This is a genomic window from Thiomicrolovo immobilis, from assembly GCF_039645955.1.
Taxonomy (GTDB): domain Bacteria; phylum Campylobacterota; class Campylobacteria; order Campylobacterales; family Sulfurimonadaceae; genus Thiomicrolovo; species Thiomicrolovo diazotrophicus.
In genome coordinates this window covers 62320-88222 of the sequence record NZ_CP147916.1, presented here as the reverse complement: position 1 = coordinate 88222, position 25903 = coordinate 62320, and the positions used below count along the sequence as shown (strand labels likewise).

Genomic DNA, 25903 nt, shown 5'->3' with positions numbered 1-25903 from the left:
TCATTATGAAAAGACGAAACTTTTTAGGCATGGGTGCGGTCATGGCCGGGGCGGCCATCTTCCCGGCCGCTTCCCATGCCGCGTCCGCGGAGAAAAAACCCGAGGGTGCCGTGACGCTCTATTATGAGCTGCGCGTCCCGATGCCCGAGAAGCAAAGGGTGCTCAACAATATCGACGGACTCGCCTCCTTCCTGAAAGGCAAAAAGGGCTTTTTGAGCTTCTCGTTCAAACAGATGACGGGGGAGTCGACCATGGTGCGCAACTACCCCGCCCACCTCAAAGGGGTGCTCGACCGCGGATACGCCGACAGTGACGGCCATCCCACCTCCCCGAAACTCCCCCTTTTCTACACGCTCTTCATCCGCTTCGACTCCTACGATGCGCTGATCGCCTCCCAGGTACATGCGTGGTTTGCCGAGCAGATCGCCCCGTCGCTCTTTGCCTACAAACCGACGACGCCTCCGACAAAGACGCCAATTAAGCTTGAGTATTACGAAGGGATCTACACGACCGTTGCCGCAGGGGACCGCCGGAAGCTCTATACGACCCCCGATGAGATCAAGACCTTTCTGCAACAGCAGTCCGACGAAGTCACAAGCCGCTACGTCACCGTTGAAAACCATGTCATGATCAAGGATGCCAACCAGGAAGCCTTCAATCAAAAAGTCGCGCGTCTGCTGGGCACGGCGCAGCAAACCTTCCGGCCCGACGTTCACGATGCGGCGTATGACGACCGGTATCCCCACGGCCAGGCCGGTACGGCACAGAACAGCTATTACCGCAAAGCAGTGACGACCGAGATCCTTCAAAACGCGTTTGCCGACGGCGATGCCCGCAGCTATATCATGCACGGCGTATGGGAGAACATGTACGACCATGAGAATTCGCACCTCGACCCGCGCTTCCTCGCTGCAGCCGGCCCCGTAGGCGCCTACGTCGTTTCCGGCCCGGTCGAGCCGTTCTACGATACGATCAAACAGAGCCATTAAAGGAGATAAATCATGAAAATCGAAATTTTGGGCACGGGCTGTGCCAAGTGCAACGAACTCGAAGCGAAAGTGAAGCAGGCGGTCGCCAAGAGCGGCAGATTCCTGCAGATAGAGAAGGTCAGCGACCTGCAGAAGATCATGGCCTACGGGGTTATGAGCACCCCGGGGCTGGTCATCGACGGCGAGGTGAAGTCAACAGGCCGTGTGCCGAGCGTCGACGAGATCCTGGCCATGATCGCCTGAGTCGCTTCCGGTAGAACCTTTTCGTATTAGAACGGTCAATGCGTTCATGAAGAGCGTCCGTTTACTGCCGGTTTAGGCGGCAGTAACACCTATTTATCCAATCAGCAACCACCTTCCACCCTCTCCTTCGACTGTTACCATCATGCATCTTTTTGCAATGTTTTTTGAATAATTGTCATAAACTGTTTTAATTGTGATACAATGGCTTAGGAAACTTTTAATACTATAAAATAGTTATCACAAATGAAACTTATTAAAGGTTTCTGCTTTCCCGGGGCCGACACTCCGGGCCATACCGAACCAAGGAGGAGGAAGAGTATGAACCATCGCTTGAAGCAGTTAGGATGCCTTTTGGCTGTCAGTACGCTTATCGGAGGGTGTGCCGCGTCCAAGAACGCGGAGCCTGCACCGGCACCGGCCGCCAAGCAGCAGCCTGTGGCGGAGGCCGCGGCGCCGGCGGCAGCTAAAGCGGGAGCTGCAGCTCCCGCACCGAAAGCCGCACCCGCACCGGTTGCAAAGGCAAAACCGGCCGCGGCCAAGACCGCAGCGGCAGAGGACAAACCCTGCGACCTCTACAATGTCGAGGTCTCCATGGATGACACCAGTCTCGACGTCGGCAAGAACGTCAGTCTCTACGTCCACGTCAAAGCCAACGGCTTCCCGCTGACCGGGCATGAGGCCCACGGGGTCACCGTCACCTTCAGCGGTCTCGATTTTGCGGCGAATCCGCCGGCGGTCGAGTGTCTGCGGGTCCACCCCAACGGTTCGGACATCATCTATAACGTGACGGCGGCCAACGCCGGCACCTACGATGTCGTCGCGAACGTCGCCTTCTACCCTACCCGCCACTGCGAAGCTTCACGCGTAACGAAACAGTCGAACGCACTGACCGTTAACGTCAAATAAAAGCGTACCGGCGATGGCAGAGCACTGCTTCGCCGGTCTGCAGCCATAAGCCTTCATTATTCCAGAATCCGAAAGGATTATTCATATTACTTCTTTATCACCTTTTCTGCAAAGCGCAAAAATTTTCTAAAATATTGCAATAAAATGTTATCGCTGTGATATAATAATGACCTTTGGAAACCTTTAAAATATGCATATAAATATGTATAAAGTAAGAATTCGAAGGTTTCTGGTGGGCCAGGGAGGTGAGAGGACCGGGCCCAATTTCATCAAAGAAAAGGAAGAATATGATTCAAAAGTATGTGCGGTATGCCGGGTCCCTTCTGGCCGTCAGTCTGCTCTTTAGCGGATGTCTGAAAAATGCGGAGCCGGCGGCGCAGAATGTAGGTGAACCGGAAGTTCTCGGCATTGTCAATGAACCCAATTCACCGGAAGTCGAACCGGTCCCGCTGCCGATGGCGCCGAAACCCGCCCCGGAAAAACCGAAAGCCGTCGCCAAAGCGAAGCCGGCACCGGTCGCAGAACCCGAGCCGGCATCCATGCCGACGCTTGCCGCCCCGGCACCCGTTGCCGACAGTCCTTTTGAAAAATACACGGTGGAGCTTGTTCCGGACAAAGAGAAAGTCGCCGTCGGCGAACCGATCAGCCTGCGCGTTATCGTCAAAGCAAAAGATTTTCCGCTCTCCGGAAGCGATGCCCACGGTGTCCAGGTCACGTTCAGCGGTCTCGGATTCGCTACGGATGCGCCCTCTGTCGAGTGTCTGCGTGCCCATCCGAACGGCTCGGAAGTGATCTATAACATCACGGCAAGAAACACCGGGACCTACCGTGTCGCCGCAAACGTTTCGGTCTACCCGACACGCGAGTGCCACATCTCAAGCGCTCACAAAACCTCCGCACCGATCGTCGTCAGCGTCAAATGACGCCGCGGCGCCCCCGGCGCCTGTACCCCGTTTTCCCCAACGAACACCCGATGTAATCGACCACACCGTTTTGCCGCGTTTCAGACACCGCCGTCACGGTTCGCCGCCTCCGAAGAGGAAGGGAGAGGCTGATCAGACCTCGAGCACAACCTCGGGATACTCGGCGGAACGGGTACCGGGAACAGGCTTGGTAGAAGCGCCCTTGACCGTATAGACGAAGGCGATCTTGGGTTCGTCGGTCTGGTTGTCGTAGGCGTGGTGCAGGGTCCGGCAGTGAAACAGGATGACGTCGCCTGCATGCAGGTCATAATGCACCTTCTTCGCAATAAGGGCGTCGTTTTCCGGCAGACCCGTCAGAAAACTGGTATCGGTATCGAACTGTTCCGGTCGGTATTCAAGCTTGTGGCTGCCGTCAATAAACTCCAGCACCCCGTTCTCCATCCGCTCATCGCCCAGCGCCAGCCAGACGCTCACCAGATTGTCGTTCTCAAAGTGCCAGTAGCGGCGGTCCTGGTGCCAGCGGCTCTCCGTACTCTTGGAGGGCATCTTCGTCATAATGGAGTTGTGGTGCGCCAGGGTCAGCACCGGGGTGTCGTGGAGCACCTGCGCCAGCATCGGGCGGATCTCCTTGTCCGTCATCCACTCGCGGAAAATCTCGCGGCGGTCATAGACCTGGCGCAGGCGGCGAAGGGTCGAGTTGTTCGAACCCGTATACTCCCCTTCCGTCTCAATCGGCGGTGTCCGCGCCTCGATCTCCTCTTTGGCCGCCGCCAGAATCGCCTCGCAGCGCGCCTTGTCGGCAAAGCCGCGCAGCAGGATGTACCCGTCGCGCTCAAACTGCGCCAGCTGCGCATCACTCAGTTTCATTTACTCTCTCCCACCAACTGGTATCGGTCCACCGTCTCGTCGTCGAGGTCGATCAGACCCCGTGCGCGCAGGTCGGCAAAAACGTCCGCGTCGCAGACGACGTCACCGGGCCACTCGCGTGTAAAACCGTCCATCGGGTCCTTATTGGTCCCGTCGACACCGATCATCTCCTCCAGCCAAACATCGCGCTGCGCGTCGATGTTGTTCGTCACCCGCCACACCAGCATGTAGGGGTTGTTTACGTCGTTCTGGCGCGTATCGACGAAGACGGCTATCGCAATGTGTCCGCTAAGCGGCTTCAGCGCCTCGAAGAGTTCGTGCGCCGGGCGCTTCTTCTCGTACTGGATCACCGTCACCGGGTTCGCGCTCTGCGTCATGTACTGCTTCAGTGCGACGACGTCGCTGTCGATCGTTTTCACTTTCTTCAGCAGCGCGGCGTCATCGAGCAGGTCGATGGTGCGTTCCACGACACCGCCCGTCGCGTCGATGCCGAGCTTGCCGCCGATGAGGGGCCTGCTCGCGGAGTGGTCCAGGGCGTCGACGATCCCCGTCGTGATCGTCACGGCATCCGGGCTGAGGCGGTCGAGAATATGCTGTGTCAGCGCCTCGTAATCACCCAGTTCCGGGGCCGATTCGTCGACAAAGAGGGCGTGCTTGACGAAACTCATCTGCCCTACGCCCCAAAGCGCGTGCATGATCTGCAGGCTGTGGCCCGGGTACTGCGGGGCGATCTTGCAGAGGATCAGGTTGTGGAACACCCCGTTCTCCGGCATCTTGTAGTCTTTGAGATCCGGCGCCTGCGTTTGCAAGAGCGGCAGGAAAATCCGCTCCGTCGGCAGCCCCATGTACTTATCCTCGAGCGGCGGCTTGCCGACGACGGTCGCGTAGAACATCGGGTCGTTTTTCGCGGTGATGCGGCTCACTTCGAGCACCGGGTAGGGCTCTTTTAGGGTATAGTAACCGGTATGGTCTCCGAACATCCCCTCTATTTCCGTCACCTCCGGGTCGACCCACCCTTCGATGACGATGTCCGCGTCCTCCGGGACGTGGATCGGGTTTGTCCGGCACTTCACGAGCCGCGCGGGCTTGTTGCGGATGAAACCGTAGAGCATCAGCTCGAAGATGCCGTGGGGCAGTGGAGCCGTCCCGCACCAGGTGTAGAGCGGGTCGCCGCCGATGGCGACGGAGACGGGCATTTTCCGCCCCGCCTTCTTATATTGGTGGAAAAGGTGATTGCTGTCCTTGTGGATCTGCCAGTGCATCCCCAGGCGGTGGTCGTCGTAGACCTGCAGGCGGTACATACCGACGTTGTGGATCTCGCCGTCGAGGCTCTGCGTGTAGACCTGTCCCATGGTGATGAACTTGCCGCCGTCATCCGACCAGGTCTTGAGGATCGGCAGCTCGGAAAGCGTCGCGATCTCCCGCGCCTGGCAGGCCCCGGCGGATTTCAGGCGCTTGGGGAAGACGTTGCGGAGGTCAAAGAGGAACTTGAAGGTCTCCAGTTTGTCCGAGAGCGATTTGGGCGGCTTCAGTTTCAGCGCCTTCTGCACCTTCGCCGCGATGGCGTCGGGCGTCGCGCCGAAAATCGTCTCAACGACGGCGTCATTGGCAAAGATATTCATCACGACGGGCATGTCGTAGGTCTTGCCGAGCGCTTTGTCAACGGGGTGGGTAAACACGAGAATCTTCGGCTCGGCCTTTTTGATCTCCGCATAGGCGATATGGGGGATCTCGAGGTTGACGTCGAGGGGTTCGTCGATGGTCCTGATCCAGGGGGAGAGCGTCTCAAAAATCTTCATAATTCCGTATTGTATCCCAGAGCAACTCTAAAAAACCTACATGAGAACAGGGGATGCACCTTGAAAGCAGCATGACTAATTGAAATAATTAATATTACGATCCCACCCCCTGCGCTATAATTCCGCAAAAAACGGAGCAATCTATGAACGTTATCAAGATCCGCAAATTCTGCCGCCCCTTCCGTATCGCCCTGGGCGTCGCCCTTATCGGCTACGGTGCCTACAGCGGCAATCCCTGGTTCTACCTCGGCGTCATCCCCCTCATCGCCGGCATCATGAACTTCTGTCCCCTGTGCAAGTTCACCGGGCAGTGCAACATCATCTAAACCCCGATGTCATCGGGGAACAGTGATCCGTTCCCCTTCTCTTTCCTTCATCCCGCACCCTTTTTCAAAAACGTTTTGACATAAAGCACCGCCGCCGTGGCGAACGACACCCCCGCAATCATCAGAAAGAGCCCCTGGATCCCTGCCTGGGCGATCAGCGGCTGAAAGAAAATGGGGGAGAAGAACTGCCCGAGGAAGAAGCTCATCGTCAGCATCCCCACCGCGCGGCCGCGGCGGTGCGGCGGCACCAGCGAGAGCAGCCAGGCGTTGATATTGACCAACACGAGCCCAAAGCCCACCCCCATGAAGGCCGAGGCGAAAAAGAGCTGGTGCGGGGAGCTCACCTGCGACATCACCAGCAGACCGGTGCCGAAAAAGAGGTAGATGAAAACAAAGATCTGCGCGTAAGTGAACCGCGCGCGGATCCGGGCGTACTGCCGCGCCGTCAGGGCGTTGACGAGCAGGGCGACGGCGACGAAGTGCCCGATACTGCTGGGGGTGCCGTGCAGCTCGTCGATGACGAGGTAGGGCATCTGCGTCGGCAACATGTAAAACAGCAGCATCGAGAAAAAGGCGCTGAGATAGACCGGCAGCAGCTTCGGCGAAACCGCCGCCGCCTCATCGCCGTGCGTATGGATCCGTCGCGGCTCGTACAGCGATGTGACCAGCAGCGGCAGGAAGAGCAGCGGCAGCAGGTAGATGGCAAAGGGGTAGTTCCAGCCCAGTTGGGCCAGGTACCCCCCGGAGATGATGAAGACGATCCCGCCCAGCCCGACGGCCATCCCCTGTATCGACATGAAACGGTGCCGCCCCTTTTCGTCAAAATAGTCACCGATCAGGGCCGTGGAGGCGGTCATGAGCAGCGCGACGGAAAAGCCCAGCAGGGCGCGCCCGGCGAGGATCGCTTCGAAATCCTGAAGGTAGAAACCGGAACTGCCGCCGATAATGAAAAGCACGATGCCAAGGTAGAGGGGGCGCAGGCGCCCGAAGCGGTCGACGATCATCCCGGCGAAGGGGGCGACGGCGGCAATGACGAGGGAGGGGATCGTCAGCAGCAGCTTCGATAAAAACTCGATGTGGGGAACCGCCTCGAAGTGGTGGCTGATCAGCGGCAGGGCCGCGACAATGGCGATCCCGGACATGACGCCCATCGTTGCCAACAGCAGCAGGGAGAGTCTGACATTGCGGGCGACGGAATCATACATAAGCGGCCTTTTCGTGGAGCGCATTATACGCCAGGAAGGGCAACCGGCCCATAAGCGCGGCGAATTTTTCACCGGAGGGGACGGTGCGGCAGTAGCGCCTCGAACGCCCTCCTCCCCGCGTTCATCTGAATCCGCTATTATTCTATAATTCATTTCACAATACCCAAAGGGACAAGAATGCACCCACCGCTCACCCAAAAGCAGGCTATCGTCGCATCGCTGCGCCAGCTCTTCGCTTTTTACCTGCTTTTCATTGCCATCTTCTTTAGCGGACGGGCCCTTTTATTCGCGCTCTATTACGACCGGATCGCCGATGCCGGGGTCAGCCAGTGGCTCAGCTTCCTGCTCGGGCTGCAGATGGATACGATCGTCGCCTGTATCATCCTCGCGCTGCCCGTCCTGCTGCTCTTTACGGCGCCCCGGATTCTCGGCGGCCCCGTCCGCACCTTCATCCGGGTCTATCTGCTCGTTTTTCTGCTGGTGGCCCTCTTTATCGAAAATGCGACCTTCCCCTTCTTCGCCGAATTCGACGTCCGTCCCAACGACATCTTCCTGAACTACCTCGATTACCCCAAAGAGGTGTTCGGCAATATCTGGGCGACCTACAAGCTCAAGCTGCTCGTCGCCGCCATCATGATGTCCGTGGCGGGGTACCTCTTCTGGACCCTGACGCGCAAGACATTTGAGGTCGTCTTCGAGATCAAGTGGCCCTTCCGCCTGCTTCTGCTGCTGCCGCTGGTCGCCGTGCTCTTCATCGGCATCCGCTCCTCCTTCAGCCACCGCGCGGCCAATATCTCCCTCGCGGTCTACACCGATTCGCACGTCGTGAACGAGATCACGAAGAACAGCCTCTACAGCATCGGCTACGCCTACTATTCGCAGAAGAAGCACGGCGTCGTCATGAGCAAATACGGCAAGATGCCGCTGGAGGAGGCCTATGAGCGGGTTTCCCGCCAGCTGCGCATCCCCGTCGGCAACATGGAGGACCCTTTCCGGCGGACCCAGCCGACCCACTTCCCCTCCGCCAAGCCGAAAAACCTTGTCATCTTCCTCCAGGAGAGCCTGGGCGCGCAGTTCGTCGGCGCCCTCGGCGGCGAGAAAGGGGTCACCCCCAACATCGACCGCCTCGCCGGAGAGTCCCTCTTCTTCGACCATCTCTACAGCAACGGCACCCGCAGCGTGCGGGGGATCGCCGGCAGCGTCTCCGGTTTTCTCCCCGTGCCGGGCAAAGGGGTCGTCAAACGCAACAAGTCCCAGGAGGATTTCTTTACCGTCGCCTCCCTGCTCAAACCCTACGGCTACCGCAGCAGCTTCATCTACGGCGGGGCCAGCAACTTCGACAATATGCGCGGCTGGTTCTACGGCAACGGTTTTGACGTCCTGATCGATCAGCCCGAGTTCAAGAACCCCGCCTTCACGGGCATCTGGGGCGTCTGCGACGAAGACCTCGTCGTCCGCGCCAACGAAGAGTTCGCCAAGTGGCATGCCAAAGGGCAGCCCTTCGTCTCGGTGCTCTTCAGTACCACCAACCACACCCCGTTCGAGTTCCCCGGCGGGCGCATCGACCTGATCCCCGGCAAACCGAAGAACAGCGTCGAGAACGCCATCAAGTTCGCCGATTACGCTATCGGGAAACTCATCGACGACGCCAAGCGCGAAGGGTACTACGACGACACCGTCTTCATGATCCTGGCCGACCACAACGTCCGTACCTACGGCGACGACCTCGTCCCCGTGCCGAAATACCGCATCATGGGGATGCTCCTCGGCGGCGGCATCAAACCCCAGCGCGTCGCCAAGCGCTCCACCCAGCCCGACGTCCTGGCCACGGCCCTCGACGCCGTCGGACTCGACCTGACCTATCCCATCCTCGGCAAATCGATCTTCGAAGACCCCGAAAAAGAGATGGTGCTGATGCAGTTCCACGACATGTACGCCCTGCGCAACGGTGACAAACTCGCCGTCGTCCAGCCCGACACCCCGGCGTTGACCTTCGACCTCTCCGCAGAGGACCACCTGACCCCCGCGGCGCACGACACGGAACTCGAACGCGATACGACGGCCTTTATCCATGTCATCAACGACCTCTATCAGCACAAGCGTTTCAAAGCCGAACCCGGCAAAGCAGAGTAACATCCGATGAGCGGCCACCACCACTCCCACGATATCAGCGGCACGAAGCTGCTCATCGCCGTCGCCCTCAATATCCTCATCACCCTCGCCCAGCTGGCGGGAGGGCTTATTGCCGGTTCCCTGGCCCTGCTCAGCGACGCCCTGCACAACTTCAGCGACGTCATGGCCCTGCTGATCAGCTGGTTCGCCCACCGCATCTCCCACAAAGAGGCCAACAGCAGCAGGACCTTCGGCTACAAGCGGGCCGAGATCGTGGCCGCGCTCTTTAACGCCTCGGTGCTTGCGGGCATCGGCGTCTACCTCGTCTATGCCTCCGTCATGCGGCTGCTCTACCCCGAACCCGTCCTCTCCTCCTGGCTGATCTGGATGGGGCTGCTGGGCATCGTCGTCAACGGCGGCAGCATCTTCCTGCTCGAATCCGACGCCCGGGGCAATATGAACATCCGCGCCGCCTACCTGCACCTGCTCGGCGACGTGCTCACCTCCGTCGCCGTCGTGCTGGGTGGCGTGGCCATCGCCCTGTGGGATATCTATTGGATCGACCCGCTCATCTCCATCATCATCGCCGTCTACCTCATTGCCGCCTCCGCGGGGCTCATCAAGGAGAGCACGGGGGTGCTGATGCAGTTCGCCCCTGCCGACGTCGAGCTCGATGCCGTCGCCGACACCGTCTGCGGCGATCCCGCCATCGCCGGCATCCACCATGTCCACCTTTGGCGCCTCAGCGACCATGCCGTCCACTTCGAAGCCCACCTGGATTTCGCCGAGGATCTTCCCCTCTCCCGGGTAACGCAAACGGTCGAAGCCCTGGAAAAGCGCCTGCGGGAGCGCTTCGGGATCACCCACACGACCTTCCAGTGCGAATACGGCCGCGACGACGACAAGCGGCGAATCCGCTGAGCGACTCACGCGCCGCTCACACTTCTGTGCGATACTACGGGCAAAAGGAGCACACATGCGGTACTTTCTAGCGATTCTGACCCTCTGTGCGGCGCTCACTGCGGCGGAGACGGAGGAGATCGACACCCTGATCGATGCGGTCATCAACGCCCCGAAAGCGGAGCGGTTCGAGAAGATGAACGCCTTCAAACTGAAGATGCGCGAGCTCAACCAGCAGCAGCGCAGCGAGGCCCTCGAAGCCCTGCAGAGCCGGATGCAGACGGACGAGGATACGGCGGCGCTGCAGCGCAAACCTGCCGGCAGCGAAGCCGTCATGCAGCAGCAGATGCGTCAACAGCTCAAGACGCAGCAGCAGATGCAGCAGATGCAGCAACAGCAGATGCATCCCCGCCAGGGTCAGCAGGGCCGATGAAACGGTTGCTGCTGATCACGGGGCTGCTCGGTGCCTCCCTCTTCGCGGCCTCCGCAGAACGCGACAGCGATCTTGACGGCGTCGCCGACGCGCTGGACCGCTGTCCCGGCACCGCCTTCGATATGACGGTGGACGCGGACGGCTGTTCCTCCGGCAATGGAGGCACGGAGGTCTCTTTGCTTGCGGGGCTTGGAATGAGCTATGCCACCGGAAAATACGGCGGAACGGAGCGCGTCGACTCCCTCTCGACGGATGCGATGGCAGCCGTCTACGCGGGGGACTTCTACCTGACGGGGCTTGTCAGCTACTACCACTACGGCACCGCGGACCCGACCGTCGCCGACAGCAAAGACGGCGGCCTCTCCGACACCTTCCTGGGCGCCGGGTACGCCTTCGGCCTCACCGACAAGCTCTTTCTCACGCCGGGGGTACACCTCAAGCTCGCCACCGCCGAGGAGGGGACGGGCACCGGTGAGAACGACTGGGGCGGCTCCGTGGTGGGGCTTTACCGTTTTGCGGCACTCGACGCCTTCGTGCAGTACGGCTATACCGTCACGGGCGACAGCAGTACCGTCCAGTACCCCGACATCGCCTTCGGTTCCGCCGGCGTCACCTTCTACCCCACGCCGGCGAGCAGCGTGAGTTTCTCGTACGACTATTCGGAGTCCTACATTCCCGACAGCCCGGACCTGCGCTCCCTCTCCGTGCTGGGGATCTTCCCGCTTTATGATACACTCTCACTAAAGGTGAACTACAGCCTGGGCCTGAGCGATTCGGCCAGCGACCACGCGGCCGGCATCATGCTCTTTGCCCGCTTCTAGGAGGGAGAATGGCGCGGATTCTGCTGCTCGAAGACGATCCGGTACTGGGCGAATCCCTGCAGGATCTGCTCACGCGCAACGGCTTTGAGACCGCCTGGGTGACCGACGGGGAAGCGGCCGCCGACGCGGCCTTCGAGACGCCCTTCGACCTCTACCTCTTCGACATCAACGTCCCGCTGCTGAGCGGCTTTGACCTGCTGAGCGCCCTGCGCGACGCCGAGGACCGCACCCCGGCTATTTTCATCTCCGCATTGCGGGACATCGACTCGATGACCAAGGGGTTCGCCGCGGGCGCGGAGGATTACCTCAAAAAGCCCTTCGACATCGACGAACTCCTGCTGCGTATCAAAGCGCGCACCCACCAGCTCGAACGGCAGCTCCGCTACGGGGAGATCATCTTCAACCCGGCCGACGGGCGGGTCAGCAAACACAACCGCAGCGTCGACCTCGGGGAGATCCGGACGGCGATCTTCCGCCTGCTCATCACCAATGTCGGCCAGACCATCGACAAGAGCGAACTGCTGGAACTGCTGGAGCAGCCCACCGACCAGGCGCTGCGTTTTCATATCAGCCGCCTCAAGCAGCAGCTCGGCATCGACATCACCAACGTCCGCGGCGTGGGGTACCGTCTTGAAAGCCTCTGAGAGAGAATCCTTCTTCAAGAGCCTCGCACTCTACTTCGTCACCATCGAGATCCTGATCGGTTTCCTGCTCTATCACAACTACCGCGAGGATGTCGGCAGCCTCAAACAGCAGCTATTTCTGGAGATGAAGAACTACAATTTCAATTTCGAGGGCGAAAAATTTGCCCTCGATTTCGTGCCCAAACAGACGGAAGCGCCCCTGCTGGAGCTGCGCGAGGACGGCCAGACGCTCTACGCTCTCTTCCCCCTCCCGGCCAATCAGCGCTACCTGCTCAAGATCTACTATCCCAAAGCGGACTTCAAGACCCAGACCGGCGCGCTTCTGGGCCGCTACCTGCTCTTTATGCTGCTGCTCTCGGCCGTCGTCGGGGCGATGGCCTTCGGGTTCGCCCGCTACACCCTCCGCCCGCTGCGCAGCGCCCTGGCCCTGACCGACCGTTTCATCAAGGACATCATCCACGACCTCAATACCCCCGTCAGCGCGATTCTCATCAACACTTCGATGCTCAACCGGGAGGACAAGGCCGTCCGGCGCATCGAAAAGAGCGCCAAGCTGATCGGCATGCTCTACCGCAACCTCCAGGAGTACCAGGGCGGTCTGCCGCAGCAGCGCGACACTTTTCGGCTCGACACCCTCGTGGCGGAGCGGCTGGCCTTTTTCCAAGATCTCTACCCCGCGCTCACCTTCCGCACCGCACTCGCACCGACGACGATGCGCGCCAATCCCGACGCCCTGACCCGGATCGTCGACAACCTCCTCTCCAACGCCTGCAAATACAACGTCAAGGAGGGCGAGGTCTCGCTGGCGCTCTCGGAGCGCACCTTCAGCATCACCAATACCGCCGCGGCGCCCATCCGTTCGCCCCGCAACCTTTTCGACCGTTTCTACAAGGAGAGCGAACGCGGCATCGGCATCGGCCTGCACATCGTCAAAAAACTCTGCGACGAGGAGCGGATCGCCATTGCCGTTACCCAGCGTGAAAACCGCGTCACTTTCACCTGCACGCTTCCCGCCGGACAAACCGAACGTTAGCGTCTGTTATAATAAGCCCGTCAAATCATTCGCCAAGGAGCCCCATGCCGCCGATTTCTCTCCCCGCCATGCCGTTGAAAGGTACATCATGCAGATAGACGGACGCTTCTGGCTGAGAAAGGACGGCAGGAATTTCCTGGGCAACGGGCGCATCGAGCTGCTCGAGAAGATCGCCCAGACCGGCTCCATCCACGCCGCGGCGAAGGCGATGAAGATGAGCTACAAGGCCGCCTGGGAACGGGTCAACGCCATGAACGACATCGCTGACCGCCCCATCATCGAAAAAACGACCGGCGGCCGCGGCGGCGGGGGGACGGTCCTGACCGCCCACGCCTACGAGCTCATTGCCACCTACAAGCGCTTCGCGGAGCTGCACCGCGAATTCATCAACCGCTTCGCCGAAGCGGGGGACGACCCCGAGCGGCTCGCACGCATCCTCTCGCGCACCTTCCTCACAACGAGTGCGCGCAACCAGCTTACCTGCCGCGTCGGCACCATCACGCCCCACGGGCTGCGTTCCGAACTCCGGTTGCAGCTTCCCGGCGGCGATACCCTCTATTCCGTCATCACCTCGACGTCAGTACGCAATATGGGGCTCGAAGAGGGGGGCGACGCCTACGCCATCATCAAATCCAGCGACGTCGCCATCAGCGTGACGCCACCGGAGGCCTCCGACGACATCAATGTCCTGAAAGGCAAGATCACCTCCTTGCAGCGCAGCAGCGAAAATGCGGAGATCACCCTCCAGCTCGAAGGGGGTTCCAAACTGATCGGCGTGACGGACCTCGACGCCAGCGAGGCCCTGGAAACGGCAATGGAGGCCTACGCCACCGTCGCAAAGAACCACATCATCATCGGGGCCTGAACCGGCGTCACGCGCCCCGGAGACTCTCTTTTCTCAAAACCGTTCATTTCCGAACGGCCTTTAACACAAAATTAATATCAGTTGATTATTATTTTCCGTTTCCCATACTTCAAGATTGTTTTAAATGAGGAAGCAGTTTTAACTGGATGAAGAAACATACCCGTCGACAATTTGGCGATGACAGACGGGTATGTTTGTGTTGTGTTACAACATTTTATTGTGCCATATCCCTATGACGAATCAAATGTTGTTTTTTCCCAATAGGCGCATTTTGGGTACCGAACCCACCCGAGTGCTACCTATGGAATCATCCCGTAGGGGCGTCTTGCCTCTGCCGGGATTATCTGTTTGAGGAGAAACGGATGGATTTTATTGGCATGTTTCCGCTTTTCTATTTCCCCGACATCGGCTCCGCCTGGTTGATGGGGATCACCGGTACCATTCATATTCTGGCGTCGCACACCTCCGTGGGTGCGGCGATTCTTTTTGCTTTTCTTTCGCACAAGGCGTATAAAGAGAACCGCACGGATCTCTACGTCTACATGAAAAAGTACGGCATGTTCTTGCTGATTTTTTCGTATGTCGTCGGCTCCATCACGGGTCCGGGCATCTGGTACACCGCAACCGCAGCCAGCCCGAGGGGGATCAGCGCGCTGATCCACAACTTCGTCTGGGTCTGGGCCACGGAGTGGGTCTTTTTCATCGTCGAGGTCATCGGGGTCTTCGCCCTGGTCTACTTTATTGACAAAATCGACCGCAAAACCCACCTGAAACTGACCTATATGTTCGCGCTCGCCTCGCTGGGGACCCTCTTCCTGATCATCGGGATTATCAGCTTTATGATGTGGCCCGGTACGGAAGCGTTCTTTCTGACCGGATCGGCGAGTGACGCCTTCTTCGGGGTCAACACCTTCCCGCACATGTTCCTGCGGATCGGCTTTATGGTTCTGATGTCGGCGGTGGTCGGCTTCGTTATCACCAGCAGCATGGACGACAAGTCCCTGGCCAAAGAGCTGACGCGCAAACTCGCCGTCATCGGGATGATCGGCGGCTTTGCCACCATGGTCGGCTTTATGTGGTATATCAACACCATGCCCGAAACCGCCCACATCCTGCTGGGGATCTACCTGCCGAATATCCTGACGACACGGATCGTCATCATCGTGGTCTTCACCCTCTACCTTCTTCTCGCCTTTGCCTTACCGCGGACGATCAACCGCCCCTTTGCCGTCACTATGCTCGTGGTCGTCGGCCTGATCGGGCTGTGGCCGGGTGAAAAGCTGCGTGAAAGCATGCGTAAGCCCTACGTTGCAGGCCAGTACGTCTACAGTAACCAGATCATCGCCCGCGATGTTCCCGGCAAAGGGATCAAAAGCGAGGTGGAGACGGTGGCGCAGCACGGGCTGCTGAAAGTCAATCCGTGGATCCCCGACCGGCTGCGGACCATCACACCGGAGAATCAGCTCGAGGCGGGGGAACTGCTGACCAAGCTCGCCTGCTCAAACTGCCATTCACTGGAGAAAGTGGGCCTCTACCGTCCGCTGATCGCGAAATTCATAGGACAGGATGCCGTGATGATCGAAAGCTTCCTGAAAGACGTTTTGGCAAAGGGGGCGATCCCCTACATGCCGACCATCAAACTGCCCGACGACGAGACCAAGGCGATCGCCGCCTGGATCGCGACACAGGTTAATTAAGGAGGTTTGCGATGGATTTAGGTACAACATTAAATATTTTGCGTGATCCCGCCGGTATTCCTTTTTACCCGGTGGTCTTTCAAGGACTCTACGTCCTGACCTGGGCGCTGCACGCCGCCTTCGTCCTGCTGGCGCTCGGCGGGATGACCCTCTCCATTGTCGGCGCCACAAAACAGAAGAGCAGTGCCGACTGGAAACTGCTGACCGGCCATATGGTGCAGACCTCCAAGCTCAGTGTCTCGCTGCTGATCTTGCTGGGGATCGCACCGCTGCTCTTTACGCAGGTCATCTACGATCCCAACTGGTACGTTGTCAACTCGCTCTCGGGCGTCTGGGTCTTTGTCTTCGTCTATGCACTGCTGGCTGGGTATATGCTGCTTTACTGGTTCTATTACGCCAACAAGAAGGGCTCCTCCGGCAGTGTCCTGATCGGTGTAATCTCCCTGCTTATCCTGGTCTTTGCCGGGCTACTGATGCACGTCTTCGCCTACGAGTCGATCCAGCCGGACAAATGGATGGAGTGGTACGCCCCGGGTGGCGTCATCGACACCTCCGGGCTTAATTTCCACTTTAACCCGGTACGGCTGCTCTTCCTCGTCACGCTGTCGGCCCCGACGCTGGGCATCTTCTTGCTCAACTACAGTGATTTCGTCAGTACCCGTGACGATTTCACGCCCGAATATATCTCTTTTGTCCGGGATCTCGGCAAAAAGATTGCAACCTTCGGGCTGCTGGCCAGTGCCGTGCTCTTTGCAGGATGGATGCTACTGGAGGGGCTGCTGCTCAATCCGCTCTCCCTGGCCATCGTCGTCTCGGTGGTGGTTTTGCTGCTGATGGTCAGAAGCAACATTACCAGCTATTTCACGACCGGCGTCCTGGTTATCGCCGCGCTGCTGATCTCCGCCCTGCGGGAATACATCCGGTTTGATTTGATGTCGGGGCTCGGGTACAACATCTACGACTACCCGATGAACATCGACTGGCCTTCGGTCATCATGTTCCTGCTGACCTTCGTCGTCTTCGGTTTTACGGCGATCGGCTGGATTCTGACCATGGCCTGGAAAGTCGGGAAGACCCAGGGGGTCTTCGATGCCAGCAAAGACCCCATCGTCACCAAACTGGCCAACGCCACTGTCGCGATCGTGCTGCTGTGGTGTGTGGTCTATTTCGGCTGGGGCATGTTCACCCTTTTCAAAAACACGATTGTCTGAGCAGGGCTGCGGCACCGGTTGCCGCCCCCCGCCGAACCTTCTTGCAGGGCAGTCCGTGACTCTTGGGTAACACCTCATTACCCGCTTCCTTAGTACTTTCAAAGCGTACCGACATCATACGGCTGTCCGGCCAGAGGGTTCTCTCCGGCCGACCGACAAAAACAGTACCGTTTAAGACAAAACAAGACATTTTCGTTATATCATTCCAAAAACAACGCAAAATGTTCCGTTTTTTGTAGAACGCCAACTGCACCAAACATTGAAACAGCGTTATATCATTTAAAACATAATGGAGGGAAACATGAACGTCTTTACAGAAAAAGGGACGGCGATCCACGGCTTCAACCAGTGCGGGACCCGGCCGTTTGAAGGGGCCGGTGCCGCCCCGCGCACGGTCGATCCGAAGATCGACTTCGTCTATCCCGAGGTCACCTTCCCCTCCGACGCGCTCTACCGCGCCTGGGGTGAAGATAACATCCGCGACCTCGTCCGATACCACCACGGCCTGCTGCGCAAGACGGTGCTGGGCGAGATGTTCCCCGATGATGACGACGCCTTTGCCGCCGCTACCGAAAAGGCCGCCGACTTCTTCGTCGAGGCCCTCGGCGGAGCGAAGGCCTTCAGCGATGCCCACGGCCACCCTGCGCTGCGGATGCGCCACCTGCACCTCATCGTTGACGAGAAAGCCCGTGACATCTGGCTGATGATGTACCGCAAAGCGATGGCGGAGCGCGCCATGCCCGCCGAACACGCCCGGGAGTTCTGGGAGTGGATCGAAGCCCTCTCCATCCGCATGATCAACCGCCGCACGACGGTCACCCCCATCACGCGCTACCCCTATGAACCCCTCGCGGGCCGCAAGGCGGCGGAGTAGACGATGCACTCTTTTGCGCCAAGCGTTATATCAAATATGATACATGAAAATGACCGCCATCACCGCCTGCAGGCGATGGGTGCGTCCCTGCTGATGCACGCCGCCCTGGTGGGCGCGTTCTTCTACGCACCGCACCCCTCGACGCCCCTCCTCACGGCCGAGCGGCAGACAGTGGCAATCTCCCTGGCCGACTATGCACCGCGTGCCGCAGCAGCGGCCGCCGTGCCGGAAGCAAAGCCCCTCCCTGCCACACCGGCTGTACGTCCCAAACCGCCGGTGAAGACGGCAACGGCGCCGGCACATGAAACCGTCAAGGCCGCGCCAAAGAACACCCCCGTTCCTCTCCCCAAAACCCCTGAGATAAAGACACCGGACGATGCGGCTTTATCTGAGGCGTTTGCCTCTCTTCCGTCCCCGCCCGTGGCCCCGGCCTCACACGCGGAAACTTCTCCTCACACACCAGACAATGCGTCAAGCGCTACACCGCTTGCACACAACAACAAAAAAGCTGACCCAATCGGGCCGGACGCAACGGTGCTGGGACAGATACGTGCCATGATCGAATCCGCCATCACCTACCCCGCCGCCGCAAGAAGGCTGCGGCTCGAGGGGGTGGTAACGCTTTCGTTCAAACTTGCTTCCAACGGTACGGTCGCTGCTGCGGAAATCTTACGCAGCAGCGGCAGTACGATTCTGGACCGTAAAGCGTTGCAAACGCTATGGGATCTCAGCGGCGATTTTCCCTCTCTTGAATCGCTGACCCATCTGACGATCCCGATTACCTTCTCACTTTCACACTCTTAGGAACCCACCATGAACAGACTTCTGCTTACCCTCTTTATATCGGTGCTCGTCTCGGTACCCCAGGCGCTTAGCGATATGAAAGAAGATCAGGCGACCGTCCAAAAGGTCTTCGGCTCATCGCCGCCGATGAACTACCTGCTCTACGCCCTCGCCCCCGACAAGATGATCGGCCTCAACTTCGCGGCCAAGAACCCCTTTAACGGCGCCGATCCCGCCTACCTCGACGCGCGCTTTCTCGCGCTGCCCGTCATCGGCTCGTTCCACGGCAGCGGCAGCCGCATCAACCTGGAGAGTCTCATCGCCGCCCGCCCGGACCTTGTGCTGATCTGGGAGGACGACATGCTCGTGCAGACCGTGACGGACCAGATCACGAAGCTGGGCGTCCCGACGATGACCATACCGTTCCGGCAGATCGACTCGATGCCCGACGCCATGGAACGCGTCGGCGACGCCATCGGCGCGGGCGAACGCGGCCGGGAACTGGCCGACTACACCCGCACGGTCATTGCCGAGATCAACACCTCCCTGGCCGGCACCAAGCCGACACGCTACTACTACGCCGAGGGGCTCGACGGCCTCTCAACCGAGTGCGACACCTCCTTCCACGTCGTCGCCATGAACTTCGCCGGCGGCGAGAACGTCCACAAATGCCGCCAGAGCAACCTGCGCGGGCTGGAGAAAATCAACTTCGAGACCCTGCTGGCCTACGATCCTGAGGTGATCATCGTCCAGCACGCCATGGTCTACGGCGACCTCGTGGAGGACCCGATGTGGCAGCAGCTCCGTGCCGTCAAGGCGGGACGGATCTATCTCGTCCCGACACTGCCGTTCAACTGGGTCGACCGTCCGCCGTCGTTCATGCGCGTCATCGGCATCCAGTGGCTCGCCTCGCTTTTCCACCCCGAGGCGTACGACGTCGATCTGAAAGCGCGCGTTGCCGCCTTTTACAAACTGTTTCTCGGCGTCGACCTGAGCGCGCAAGAGATAGACGACCTGCTGGCGCCCTGACCGGGTCGCGAGCAACCGACAAACAGCTGCGTTCGACGAAGCACGGTCTCTCAGTGCGCAACGAAGAAAACAGCATCCGTACAGGTATCCGGGCTCTGCCCGGGGCCGTGAATAAACCAAGGAGAATCCATTTGAAAGCCGTTTACACCTACCCCCTCGTTGCCGTCATGGCCGCCTCCGCCCTCTGGGCCGACCCCGTCAATATCGAGCACATCGTCGTCTCCGACAGCGCCCTGGACGACACCCTCTACCAAGGCGACACCAACGGCTCCGATCAGCGCTTCGAAAAGAAGAGCATCACGACCCTCGGGACCCAGGCGAACATGAACCCCTTTACGATCATCCAGTACTCCCCTTCGGTCAACTATACCCCCGCCGATACGTCCGGTTCCAACGAACCCTCCTACCACGACCCCATCCGCATCCGCGGCAAATCCCAGTCGGGCCCGGGGGGCGTCTACATGATCAACGGTATGCCGATCTCCAGCAACCCCGGCGGCGGAAAACAGATGCTCGACATGGAGAACGTCGCCTCCATCGACCTGCTCAAAGGGTACCTGTCGCCGGAGAAGAACATCGGATTCTCCAGCCTGATCGGCAAGGTCGACATGAACGTCAACGCGCCGCGGCGTCAGACGAACGCCATGCTCTCGCAGGCGTTCGGTTCGGACAATTTCACCCGCTCCTTTGCACGCTTCGACAGCGGGGAGATGGGGGACGTCCGCCTCTTCGGATCGTTCTCCCACCTCGGATACGACAAGTACAAAGGCGACGGGGAGCTTGAGCGCTTCAACGCCATGGCGGGGATCGCCTATACCCCCTCGGAGATGTTCAGCGCGGAAGCCTACGTCATCTACAACAAAGATGACCACCACAACTACTACGCCCTCTCCTACACCGAGGCCCAGGACCTGGAGAGCTACTGGAACAAAGATTTCGCCTCCGCCCGCCCGACGGCGGACAACGACGTCGATTACTACGACTGGAACAAGCAGAACTTCGATACGACAACCGCCCTGGCGACCCTGCAGTTCCGCCCAAGCGCTGACGACACGGTGACGATCAAACCCTACTACAAAACGGACAAGGGGGAGTACTGGAACTCCAGCGTCAACGCGAACCCTGCGAAAAACCGGGTCATCCAGTGGCGGATCGACCATGACCTCTACGGGGGCGTCGCCGACTACACCCACCGCTTCTCCAAGGCCCTCAAGACGACGCTGGGCTACTGGTACCACAAGCAGCAGCCTCCGGGACCGCCGACGGACCGCCTGAAGTACAAATCCGTCGGCGGCGACCTCGTCTTTGACGGGTACGCCTCCCTGGCCGAGACCGGCTACCACACCCTCCAGGCCCCCTTCGCGGAGCTCTCCGGCAGCCTCTGCGGCTTTGACTACAACCTCGGGCTCCAGTACCAGAGCTTCGAGATCGGGTCCCTCAAAAGCTACACCTTCGGCACCGATGCCAACACCAGCCAGAACTACGACACGGCGATCGCCCAGGGCACCCTCGATCCGTGGGCCAGCGTCAAAGCGAAAACCTTCCATACGTGGATCCCGTCGCTCTATGCCGGCTACCGCTTCGATGAGCTCAATACGCTCTACGTCTCCTACGCCCGCACCTACGGCTTCGACGTCAACCTCTTCCCGACCTACATCAAGAACCGGGCCAACTTCGTCGCCAAGAACGTGACCCTGCAGCAGCTGTGGAACAAGCTCGAACTCGAGACCTCCGACAACATCGACCTGGGCTACAAGACAATGGTCGGCGGTGTCGCGCTGAACCCGGTGCTCTTCGTCTCCTTCGTCAAGAACAAGCAGGCCAACGTTTACGACCCCGAATACGGCGTCAACTACCCCGCCAACGTCGGCGACGCGATGGGCTACGGCGCGGAGTTCTCCGCTTCGGGCCCGGTCAGCGAATCGCTGGAGTTCATCGCGGGGCTCTCCTACAACAAGTACGCCTTTACGCAGGATTTCAAAAGCTCGCCGACGACGACGATCGACACGGAGGGTAAACAGGTCCCCGACGCGCCGGAGGTCCTGGCCAAGGCGGCCCTCTCCTACAGCGTCGGCGGCTGGATGATCACGCCGAGCGTGCGCTACACCTCCAAACGCTACGGCGACCTGCAGAACAGCCAGACCGTCGATGCCTACACCCTCTTCGACCTTGACGTCGCCTACCGCATCAACGGTTTCCTGGGGAGCAAAAGCGCCGTCTTCCGCCTCAGCGGGACAAACCTGACCGACGAGAAGTACGTGGCGACCATCATCTCCGCGGACAACGTCCTGGCGACGACGGGAACCTCTTCCACCTACCAGACGGGGGCACCGCTCTCCGTCTTCGGATCGCTGAGTCTGTCGTTTTGACCAGGCGCACCTCTTCCTACTGGCTTTTTCTGGGCGGGGGCACCCTGCTGCTCCTGCTGTCGGCGCTGCTGGCCCTCTCCTGGGGCCAGTACCCGATCGCGCCCGAAACGCTGCTCGCCTTTGTCAAGTACAAACTCTTCGGCGGCGCCGTGCAGGAGGAGTTCGCCCTGCTTGAGAACATCCTGTTCCAGATCCGTCTGCCGCGCATCCTTCTGGCCATCCTGATCGGCGCCGCGCTCGCGACGTCGGGCGCCGCCTTCCAGGCGATGTTCGTCAACCCCCTCGTCTCGCCGGGGATCCTGGGCGTCCTCGCCGGTGCCTCCTTCGGCGCGGCGCTGGGGATGCTGCTGAGCGAACAGTGGTGGATCGTGCAGGCCCTGGCCTTCGCCTTCGGCTTCGTCGCCGTCGCCTTCGCCGTGATGGTGGGCTCCATGGTGACCAGTTCGCGCTCGACCGTCATGCTCGTGCTCGGCGGGGTCATCAGCGGTTCGCTCTTCACGGCGCTGCTCTCCGTCGTCAAATACGTCGCCGACCCCTACAGCACGCTGCCGGCCATCGTCTACTGGCTGATGGGCTCGCTCAGCATGGCCGAACTCGACGAAGTGCTGCTCGCCGCCGTGCCGATGGGGCTCTCCATCGCGGCGCTGCTCGTGATGGGCAAATATTTCGATCTGCTGAGCCTCGGCGACGAGGAGGCGCGCGCACTGGGCATCGACGTCAAACGCATCCGTCTGACCGCCATTATCCTGGCGACGCTCGCCTCGTCGCTCTCCGTGGTGATGGCGGGCATCATCGGCTGGGTGGGACTCATCATCCCGCACATCGTCCGCATGGCCGCGGGGCCGTCGCATACGCTGCTGCTACCGCTGAGTGCCCTGGTCGGCGGGGCCTTCATGCTTCTGGCCGATTCCGTCTCCCGCCTGGCGATGAACGTCGAGATCCCCATCGGGATCCTCACCTCGCTCATCGGGATTCCCGTCTTTATCATCGTACTCAAACACGCGAGGGCCGCATGGAACTGAAACCCGTCTACACCGTCAAAAATCTCTCTTTTGCCTATCCGAAACATTCCGTTCTCGATGGCGTCGACCTCGCCCTCTACCCGGGGGAGGTCGTAAGCCTGCTGGGGCCCAACGGCTGCGGCAAAAGCACCCTCATCCGCCTCATGCTGCGGCTGCTCGAAGGCAGGGGCGACATCCGCCTGCACGGGGAGCCGCTTTACAACTACAACCACCGCGACATCGCGACGCATGTCGCCTACATCCCGCAGTACCACAACGTCCCCTTCGGCTACAGCGTGGAGGAGATGGTCCTGATGGGGCGGGTGTCGAAACTGGGTTTTTTCGCCCACCCCTCCAGGCGCGACCGCGACATCGCCCGCGCCGCCCTGGAGCGCGTCGGCATCGCCGACCTTGCCGCGCGCCCCTTCGGACAGCTCAGCGGCGGCCAGAAGCAGATGGTGCTGCTGGCGCGCGCCATTGCCCAGGAGGTTCGCACCTTCATCATGGACGAACCGGTCAACGGGCTTGATTACGGCAACCAGATGCGCCTGCTGCGGATGATCGCTGAGCTGGCCGATGAAGGCTACACCTTTTTAAAGACGACCCACTATCCCGACCATGCGCTGCTGGTCTCCACCCGGGTCGTGGTCATGCACGGGGGCAAAATCATCGCGAACGGCGATCCCGATGCGGTGATTACCCCCCGGATGCTGCGCCACGTCTACGACGTCGATGCGGAGGTGATCCGTCACCGCGAACGGGGCTGGTGCGTCCCCCATTTCACTTCCCCATCCCATACCCCATGTTCATAAGGAAAACCATGAAAAAAAACCTTGCCATCACAGGCTTACTCCTCCTGCAGCACGCCGCCGCGGCCGACGATACCTACCTGGCCCCCGTCACCGCGACCGATTCGGCCTATTCCCAATCCGCCGAACGCGACGACACGCGGATCGACAGTCCGACCAACCCCTACCGCGTCGCCAAATCCGCCGCCTTCGGCACGGAGGTGATGGATGAGAAAGAGATCGAAGCCTACAAGGCCAAGAACGTCCTCGAACTCCTGAACATGGCGACGGGCCTGGACCTCACCTACCAGGGACGCCGCCACCCCTTCTTTGTCAACATGCGCGGCGGCGGCAGCATCACCTACATCGTCGACGGGGCCATTCTCCCCTCCAGCAGCGACCGGATGCTGCAGCAGCTCCCCGTCAACGCGATCGAATCGATCGAGATCGTCCGCTCCTCAACGGCCCTCTCACTGGCCCCGTCGATCGGCATCGGCGCCTCGAACAGCGGCTCGGGCCTCAATATCGGGTTTATCGTCATCCGCACCAAACGGCCGAAAACCACCGAAGGGCTGCTCCACGCCTACTACGAACAGGCCGTCGCGCAGCCCGCGGCGAACGGGCAGGACATCTATGTCGGAACACGGCTGGACGAGGGCGCTCCCTACAACAGCTATGTCGGGATGATGGCCTCCCGCCACGACCGCCCGAGCAAAGATTCGTGGTTCGACGGCAGCCGGGCCGTGTCGGGAATGGTCAACGGCGGCCTCACCCTCGGGAAACTTTCCCTGAATATGATGGGCTACATCGATAGCGGCCGCTTCGAGATGCAGCGCGGCGTCGCCGTCGACGGCACGACCGACAGCGCGAAATGGTACTATGACCCTGTCCAGACCCGCATCTTCTCCCTGGACGGCAATCTCCTCTGGAACGAGAACCAGATTACGCTCTTCTCCGCGGCGACGATCGCGTACGACCAGGAGGAGCACAACGAATATTTCAACAGCGCCGTGGCGTCGCAGCGTCACTACGAGGAGAAGACCCAGACCCTGAGCCTCCGGCACAACGCCCGCTTCGGCGACACCACCGTGCATCTCGGCGGACAGTCGACCCAGAGCAAAGGGTTTGGTCCCAACCTCTCCAAGGCCTACAACAGCTACAACACGACGGTGAACGGCTACTCCGTCGCCGCCGAACACTCCCTATTCGACGGGATGCTCTGCCTCGACGCCGGCTACCGCTACGACGTCAAGCACATCAACCACGCCACGGCGGCCAAAAGCGAAGCACTGGCGACGCCGGATGCCAATAACAATACGGACCTTCCCCCCGCCAACGTCTTTACGGCGGGCATGCTTGTCAGCGTCGCCGACGGCTACCGCCTGAGCGCGCGCTACTTCTACGGCAATGAAGGGACCTCCGGGGATTTCGACCTGATGACCGAAAACAACGCGACGCTGCACGGCGAACGGCAGCAGCGCTGGGAGATCGGTTTCGAGGCGGGCATCGCCCGCGCCTTCGTCCCGGCGCTCACCTATTTCGATGTCGCTATCGACAATGAAAAAACCGCGACGGGCAATACCTACACCGACAGCGACGGCAACGAGTACTACTACTACACCGAGCAGGATTCCCACCGCAAAGGGATCGAATTTCTCCTCAAAGGGCGCATCGGCAAGACGACGAGCTACCGCTTCGCATGGACCCATATCATCGAGAATTCGACGACGTCCGAAGGCGTGACCACGGAGAGCCTCGGCGCCACGATGCCGCGCAACACCTTCAGCGCCCTGCTGAGCCACAGCTACGAGGCCTACCGTTTCAACATCTCGGCCAAACGCGTCGACGGCTACTCCAGCTCGCGCAGCCCGAAAGGCACGATGACCGGCCTGGACCTGGGGGACTATACGCGCATCGACGCCAACATCGCCCGCGACTTCGTTTTCGGCAACACCACCGCCACCGCCAAGCTCTACGGCCGCAACCTGACCGACGACCACTACGCGACCCGCTACGTCACCGGCTACTACTACGACCGCGGACGGACCCTCGGGGCCGAAATCGCCTTCGCTTTTTAGGAGGAAC

Annotated in this window: 24 protein-coding genes; 21 read left to right on the top strand and 3 right to left on the bottom strand. The window is 60.2% G+C overall.

The genetic code is table 11. The annotated features are described in order from the left end of the window. Positions 1–5: 5 nt before the first annotated feature. The 4 genes from WCX72_RS00435 to WCX72_RS00420 all read left to right on the top strand — a co-directional run bounded on the left by WCX72_RS00435 (position 6) and on the right by WCX72_RS00420 (position 3061). Positions 6–989: a hypothetical protein gene (locus tag WCX72_RS00435; RefSeq protein WP_345970263.1), complete on the top strand. Its 984-nt coding sequence runs from the start codon at positions 6–8 to the stop codon at positions 987–989. Positions 990–1001: 12 nt separating this feature from the next. After that, the gene (locus WCX72_RS00430) at positions 1002–1232 is read left to right on the top strand and encodes a thioredoxin family protein (protein ID WP_345970262.1); all 231 of its coding nucleotides are present in this window, start codon (positions 1002–1004) and stop codon (positions 1230–1232) included. Positions 1233–1583: 351 nt separating this feature from the next. Beyond that, a complete protein-coding gene (locus WCX72_RS00425) occupies positions 1584–2138 on the top strand; it encodes a hypothetical protein (protein ID WP_345970261.1) in 555 nt (184 codons plus the stop codon). Between the two features lie 287 nt (positions 2139–2425). Further along, entirely contained in the window at positions 2426–3061 is a 636-nt protein-coding gene (locus WCX72_RS00420; RefSeq protein WP_345970260.1) for a hypothetical protein, read from the top strand. Between the two features lie 132 nt (positions 3062–3193). On the opposite strand, the gene WCX72_RS00415 is transcribed toward WCX72_RS00420, so the two are convergent. Together WCX72_RS00415 and WCX72_RS00410 are read right to left on the bottom strand one after the other, a co-directional pair. Next, the gene (locus tag WCX72_RS00415) at positions 3194–3928 is read right to left on the bottom strand and encodes a phytanoyl-CoA dioxygenase family protein (protein WP_345970259.1); all 735 of its coding nucleotides are present in this window, start codon (positions 3926–3928) and stop codon (positions 3194–3196) included. Next, positions 3925–5727, bottom strand: a complete 1803-nt coding sequence (locus WCX72_RS00410; protein WP_345970258.1) for a menaquinone biosynthesis decarboxylase — start codon at positions 5725–5727, stop codon at positions 3925–3927. The genes WCX72_RS00415 and WCX72_RS00410 overlap by 4 nt, the downstream gene beginning before the upstream one ends. 143 nt (positions 5728–5870) lie before the next feature. Here WCX72_RS00410 and WCX72_RS00405 point away from each other — a divergent pair, with 143 nt between their 5' ends. Next, the gene (locus tag WCX72_RS00405) at positions 5871–6053 is read left to right on the top strand and encodes a DUF2892 domain-containing protein (protein ID WP_345970256.1); all 183 of its coding nucleotides are present in this window, start codon (positions 5871–5873) and stop codon (positions 6051–6053) included. 47 nt (positions 6054–6100) lie between these two features. Here the strand turns inward: WCX72_RS00405 and WCX72_RS00400 are convergent, their stop codons facing one another. Continuing rightward, positions 6101–7258, bottom strand: a complete 1158-nt coding sequence (locus WCX72_RS00400) for an MFS transporter (RefSeq protein WP_345970255.1) — start codon at positions 7256–7258, stop codon at positions 6101–6103. A 177-nt stretch (positions 7259–7435) separates the two neighbouring features. Between WCX72_RS00400 and WCX72_RS00395 the strand changes: the two genes are divergently transcribed. The 16 genes from WCX72_RS00395 (at position 7436) to WCX72_RS00320 (ending at position 25896) form a co-directional block, all read left to right on the top strand. Further along, on the top strand, positions 7436–9391 hold the full coding sequence (locus WCX72_RS00395; RefSeq protein ID WP_345970254.1) for an LTA synthase family protein: 1956 nt from the start codon (positions 7436–7438) through the stop codon (positions 9389–9391). Between the two features lie 6 nt (positions 9392–9397). Beyond that, the gene (locus tag WCX72_RS00390; protein ID WP_345970253.1) at positions 9398–10291 is read left to right on the top strand and encodes a cation diffusion facilitator family transporter; all 894 of its coding nucleotides are present in this window, start codon (positions 9398–9400) and stop codon (positions 10289–10291) included. Positions 10292–10346: 55 nt separating this feature from the next. Then, positions 10347–10703 carry a hypothetical protein gene (locus tag WCX72_RS00385; RefSeq protein WP_345970251.1) on the top strand — a complete coding sequence of 119 codons (357 nt, stop codon included), beginning with the start codon at positions 10347–10349 and terminating at the stop codon, positions 10701–10703. Next, the gene (locus WCX72_RS00380; RefSeq protein ID WP_345970250.1) at positions 10700–11524 is read left to right on the top strand and encodes a hypothetical protein; all 825 of its coding nucleotides are present in this window, start codon (positions 10700–10702) and stop codon (positions 11522–11524) included. Before WCX72_RS00385 ends, WCX72_RS00380 begins: the two co-directional genes overlap by 4 nt. 8 nt (positions 11525–11532) lie before the next feature. Continuing rightward, positions 11533–12168 (top strand): response regulator transcription factor, encoded by a 636-nt coding sequence (locus tag WCX72_RS00375; protein ID WP_345970249.1) that lies wholly within the window; start codon positions 11533–11535, stop codon positions 12166–12168. Then, positions 12155–13201, top strand: coding sequence for a HAMP domain-containing sensor histidine kinase (locus WCX72_RS00370; protein ID WP_345970247.1), 1047 nt, complete (start codon positions 12155–12157; stop codon positions 13199–13201). The genes WCX72_RS00375 and WCX72_RS00370 overlap by 14 nt, the downstream gene beginning before the upstream one ends. An 88-nt stretch (positions 13202–13289) precedes the next feature. Continuing rightward, complete coding sequence (locus tag WCX72_RS00365) at positions 13290–14066, top strand: TOBE domain-containing protein (RefSeq protein WP_345970246.1); 777 nt, start codon at positions 13290–13292, stop codon at positions 14064–14066. Between the two features lie 362 nt (positions 14067–14428). After that, positions 14429–15763: a cytochrome c gene (locus tag WCX72_RS00360; RefSeq protein ID WP_345970245.1), complete on the top strand. Its 1335-nt coding sequence runs from the start codon at positions 14429–14431 to the stop codon at positions 15761–15763. Between the two features lie 11 nt (positions 15764–15774). Next, complete coding sequence (locus tag WCX72_RS00355; protein WP_345970244.1) at positions 15775–16974, top strand: hypothetical protein; 1200 nt, start codon at positions 15775–15777, stop codon at positions 16972–16974. Positions 16975–17275: 301 nt separating this feature from the next. Further along, on the top strand, positions 17276–17848 hold the full coding sequence (locus WCX72_RS00350; protein ID WP_345970243.1) for a globin: 573 nt from the start codon (positions 17276–17278) through the stop codon (positions 17846–17848). A 3-nt stretch (positions 17849–17851) separates the two neighbouring features. Further along, positions 17852–18652, top strand: a complete 801-nt coding sequence (locus tag WCX72_RS00345; RefSeq protein ID WP_345970242.1) for an energy transducer TonB — start codon at positions 17852–17854, stop codon at positions 18650–18652. Positions 18653–18661: 9 nt separating this feature from the next. Continuing rightward, complete coding sequence (locus WCX72_RS00340) at positions 18662–19660, top strand: ABC transporter substrate-binding protein (protein ID WP_345970241.1); 999 nt, start codon at positions 18662–18664, stop codon at positions 19658–19660. Positions 19661–19791: 131 nt separating this feature from the next. Then, positions 19792–22029 carry a TonB-dependent receptor gene (locus WCX72_RS00335; protein WP_345970240.1) on the top strand — a complete coding sequence of 746 codons (2238 nt, stop codon included), beginning with the start codon at positions 19792–19794 and terminating at the stop codon, positions 22027–22029. Further along, entirely contained in the window at positions 22026–23051 is a 1026-nt protein-coding gene (locus WCX72_RS00330) for an iron ABC transporter permease (protein ID WP_345970238.1), read from the top strand. Before WCX72_RS00335 ends, WCX72_RS00330 begins: the two co-directional genes overlap by 4 nt. Next, complete coding sequence (locus tag WCX72_RS00325) at positions 23042–23842, top strand: ABC transporter ATP-binding protein (RefSeq protein WP_345970236.1); 801 nt, start codon at positions 23042–23044, stop codon at positions 23840–23842. The genes WCX72_RS00330 and WCX72_RS00325 overlap by 10 nt, the downstream gene beginning before the upstream one ends. An 8-nt stretch (positions 23843–23850) precedes the next feature. Further along, positions 23851–25896, top strand: coding sequence for a TonB-dependent receptor plug domain-containing protein (locus WCX72_RS00320; protein WP_345970234.1), 2046 nt, complete (start codon positions 23851–23853; stop codon positions 25894–25896). The last annotated feature ends 7 nt before the right edge of the window (positions 25897–25903 follow it).

What these genes read in the sequence shown, in the direction of transcription:
- WCX72_RS00435 (WP_345970263.1), top strand. Translation starts at nt 6, where the DNA reads ATGAAAAGACGAAACTTTTTAGGCATGGGTGCGGTCATGGCCGGGGCG.
- WCX72_RS00430 (WP_345970262.1), top strand. Translation starts at nt 1,002, where the DNA reads ATGAAAATCGAAATTTTGGGCACGGGCTGTGCCAAGTGCAACGAACTC.
- WCX72_RS00420 (WP_345970260.1), top strand. Translation starts at nt 2,426, where the DNA reads ATGATTCAAAAGTATGTGCGGTATGCCGGGTCCCTTCTGGCCGTCAGT.
- WCX72_RS00415 (WP_345970259.1), bottom strand. Translation starts at nt 3,928, where the DNA reads ATGAAACTGAGTGATGCGCAGCTGGCGCAGTTTGAGCGCGACGGGTAC.
- WCX72_RS00410 (WP_345970258.1), bottom strand. Translation starts at nt 5,727, where the DNA reads ATGAAGATTTTTGAGACGCTCTCCCCCTGGATCAGGACCATCGACGAA.
- WCX72_RS00405 (WP_345970256.1), top strand. Translation starts at nt 5,871, where the DNA reads ATGAACGTTATCAAGATCCGCAAATTCTGCCGCCCCTTCCGTATCGCC.
- WCX72_RS00400 (WP_345970255.1), bottom strand. Translation starts at nt 7,258, where the DNA reads ATGTATGATTCCGTCGCCCGCAATGTCAGACTCTCCCTGCTGCTGTTG.
- WCX72_RS00395 (WP_345970254.1), top strand. Translation starts at nt 7,436, where the DNA reads ATGCACCCACCGCTCACCCAAAAGCAGGCTATCGTCGCATCGCTGCGC.
- WCX72_RS00390 (WP_345970253.1), top strand. Translation starts at nt 9,398, where the DNA reads ATGAGCGGCCACCACCACTCCCACGATATCAGCGGCACGAAGCTGCTC.
- WCX72_RS00385 (WP_345970251.1), top strand. Translation starts at nt 10,347, where the DNA reads ATGCGGTACTTTCTAGCGATTCTGACCCTCTGTGCGGCGCTCACTGCG.
- WCX72_RS00380 (WP_345970250.1), top strand. Translation starts at nt 10,700, where the DNA reads ATGAAACGGTTGCTGCTGATCACGGGGCTGCTCGGTGCCTCCCTCTTC.
- WCX72_RS00375 (WP_345970249.1), top strand. Translation starts at nt 11,533, where the DNA reads ATGGCGCGGATTCTGCTGCTCGAAGACGATCCGGTACTGGGCGAATCC.
- WCX72_RS00365 (WP_345970246.1), top strand. Translation starts at nt 13,290, where the DNA reads ATGCAGATAGACGGACGCTTCTGGCTGAGAAAGGACGGCAGGAATTTC.
- WCX72_RS00360 (WP_345970245.1), top strand. Translation starts at nt 14,429, where the DNA reads ATGGATTTTATTGGCATGTTTCCGCTTTTCTATTTCCCCGACATCGGC.
- WCX72_RS00355 (WP_345970244.1), top strand. Translation starts at nt 15,775, where the DNA reads ATGGATTTAGGTACAACATTAAATATTTTGCGTGATCCCGCCGGTATT.
- WCX72_RS00350 (WP_345970243.1), top strand. Translation starts at nt 17,276, where the DNA reads ATGAACGTCTTTACAGAAAAAGGGACGGCGATCCACGGCTTCAACCAG.
- WCX72_RS00345 (WP_345970242.1), top strand. Translation starts at nt 17,852, where the DNA reads ATGCACTCTTTTGCGCCAAGCGTTATATCAAATATGATACATGAAAAT.
- WCX72_RS00340 (WP_345970241.1), top strand. Translation starts at nt 18,662, where the DNA reads ATGAACAGACTTCTGCTTACCCTCTTTATATCGGTGCTCGTCTCGGTA.
- WCX72_RS00325 (WP_345970236.1), top strand. Translation starts at nt 23,042, where the DNA reads ATGGAACTGAAACCCGTCTACACCGTCAAAAATCTCTCTTTTGCCTAT.
- WCX72_RS00320 (WP_345970234.1), top strand. Translation starts at nt 23,851, where the DNA reads ATGAAAAAAAACCTTGCCATCACAGGCTTACTCCTCCTGCAGCACGCC.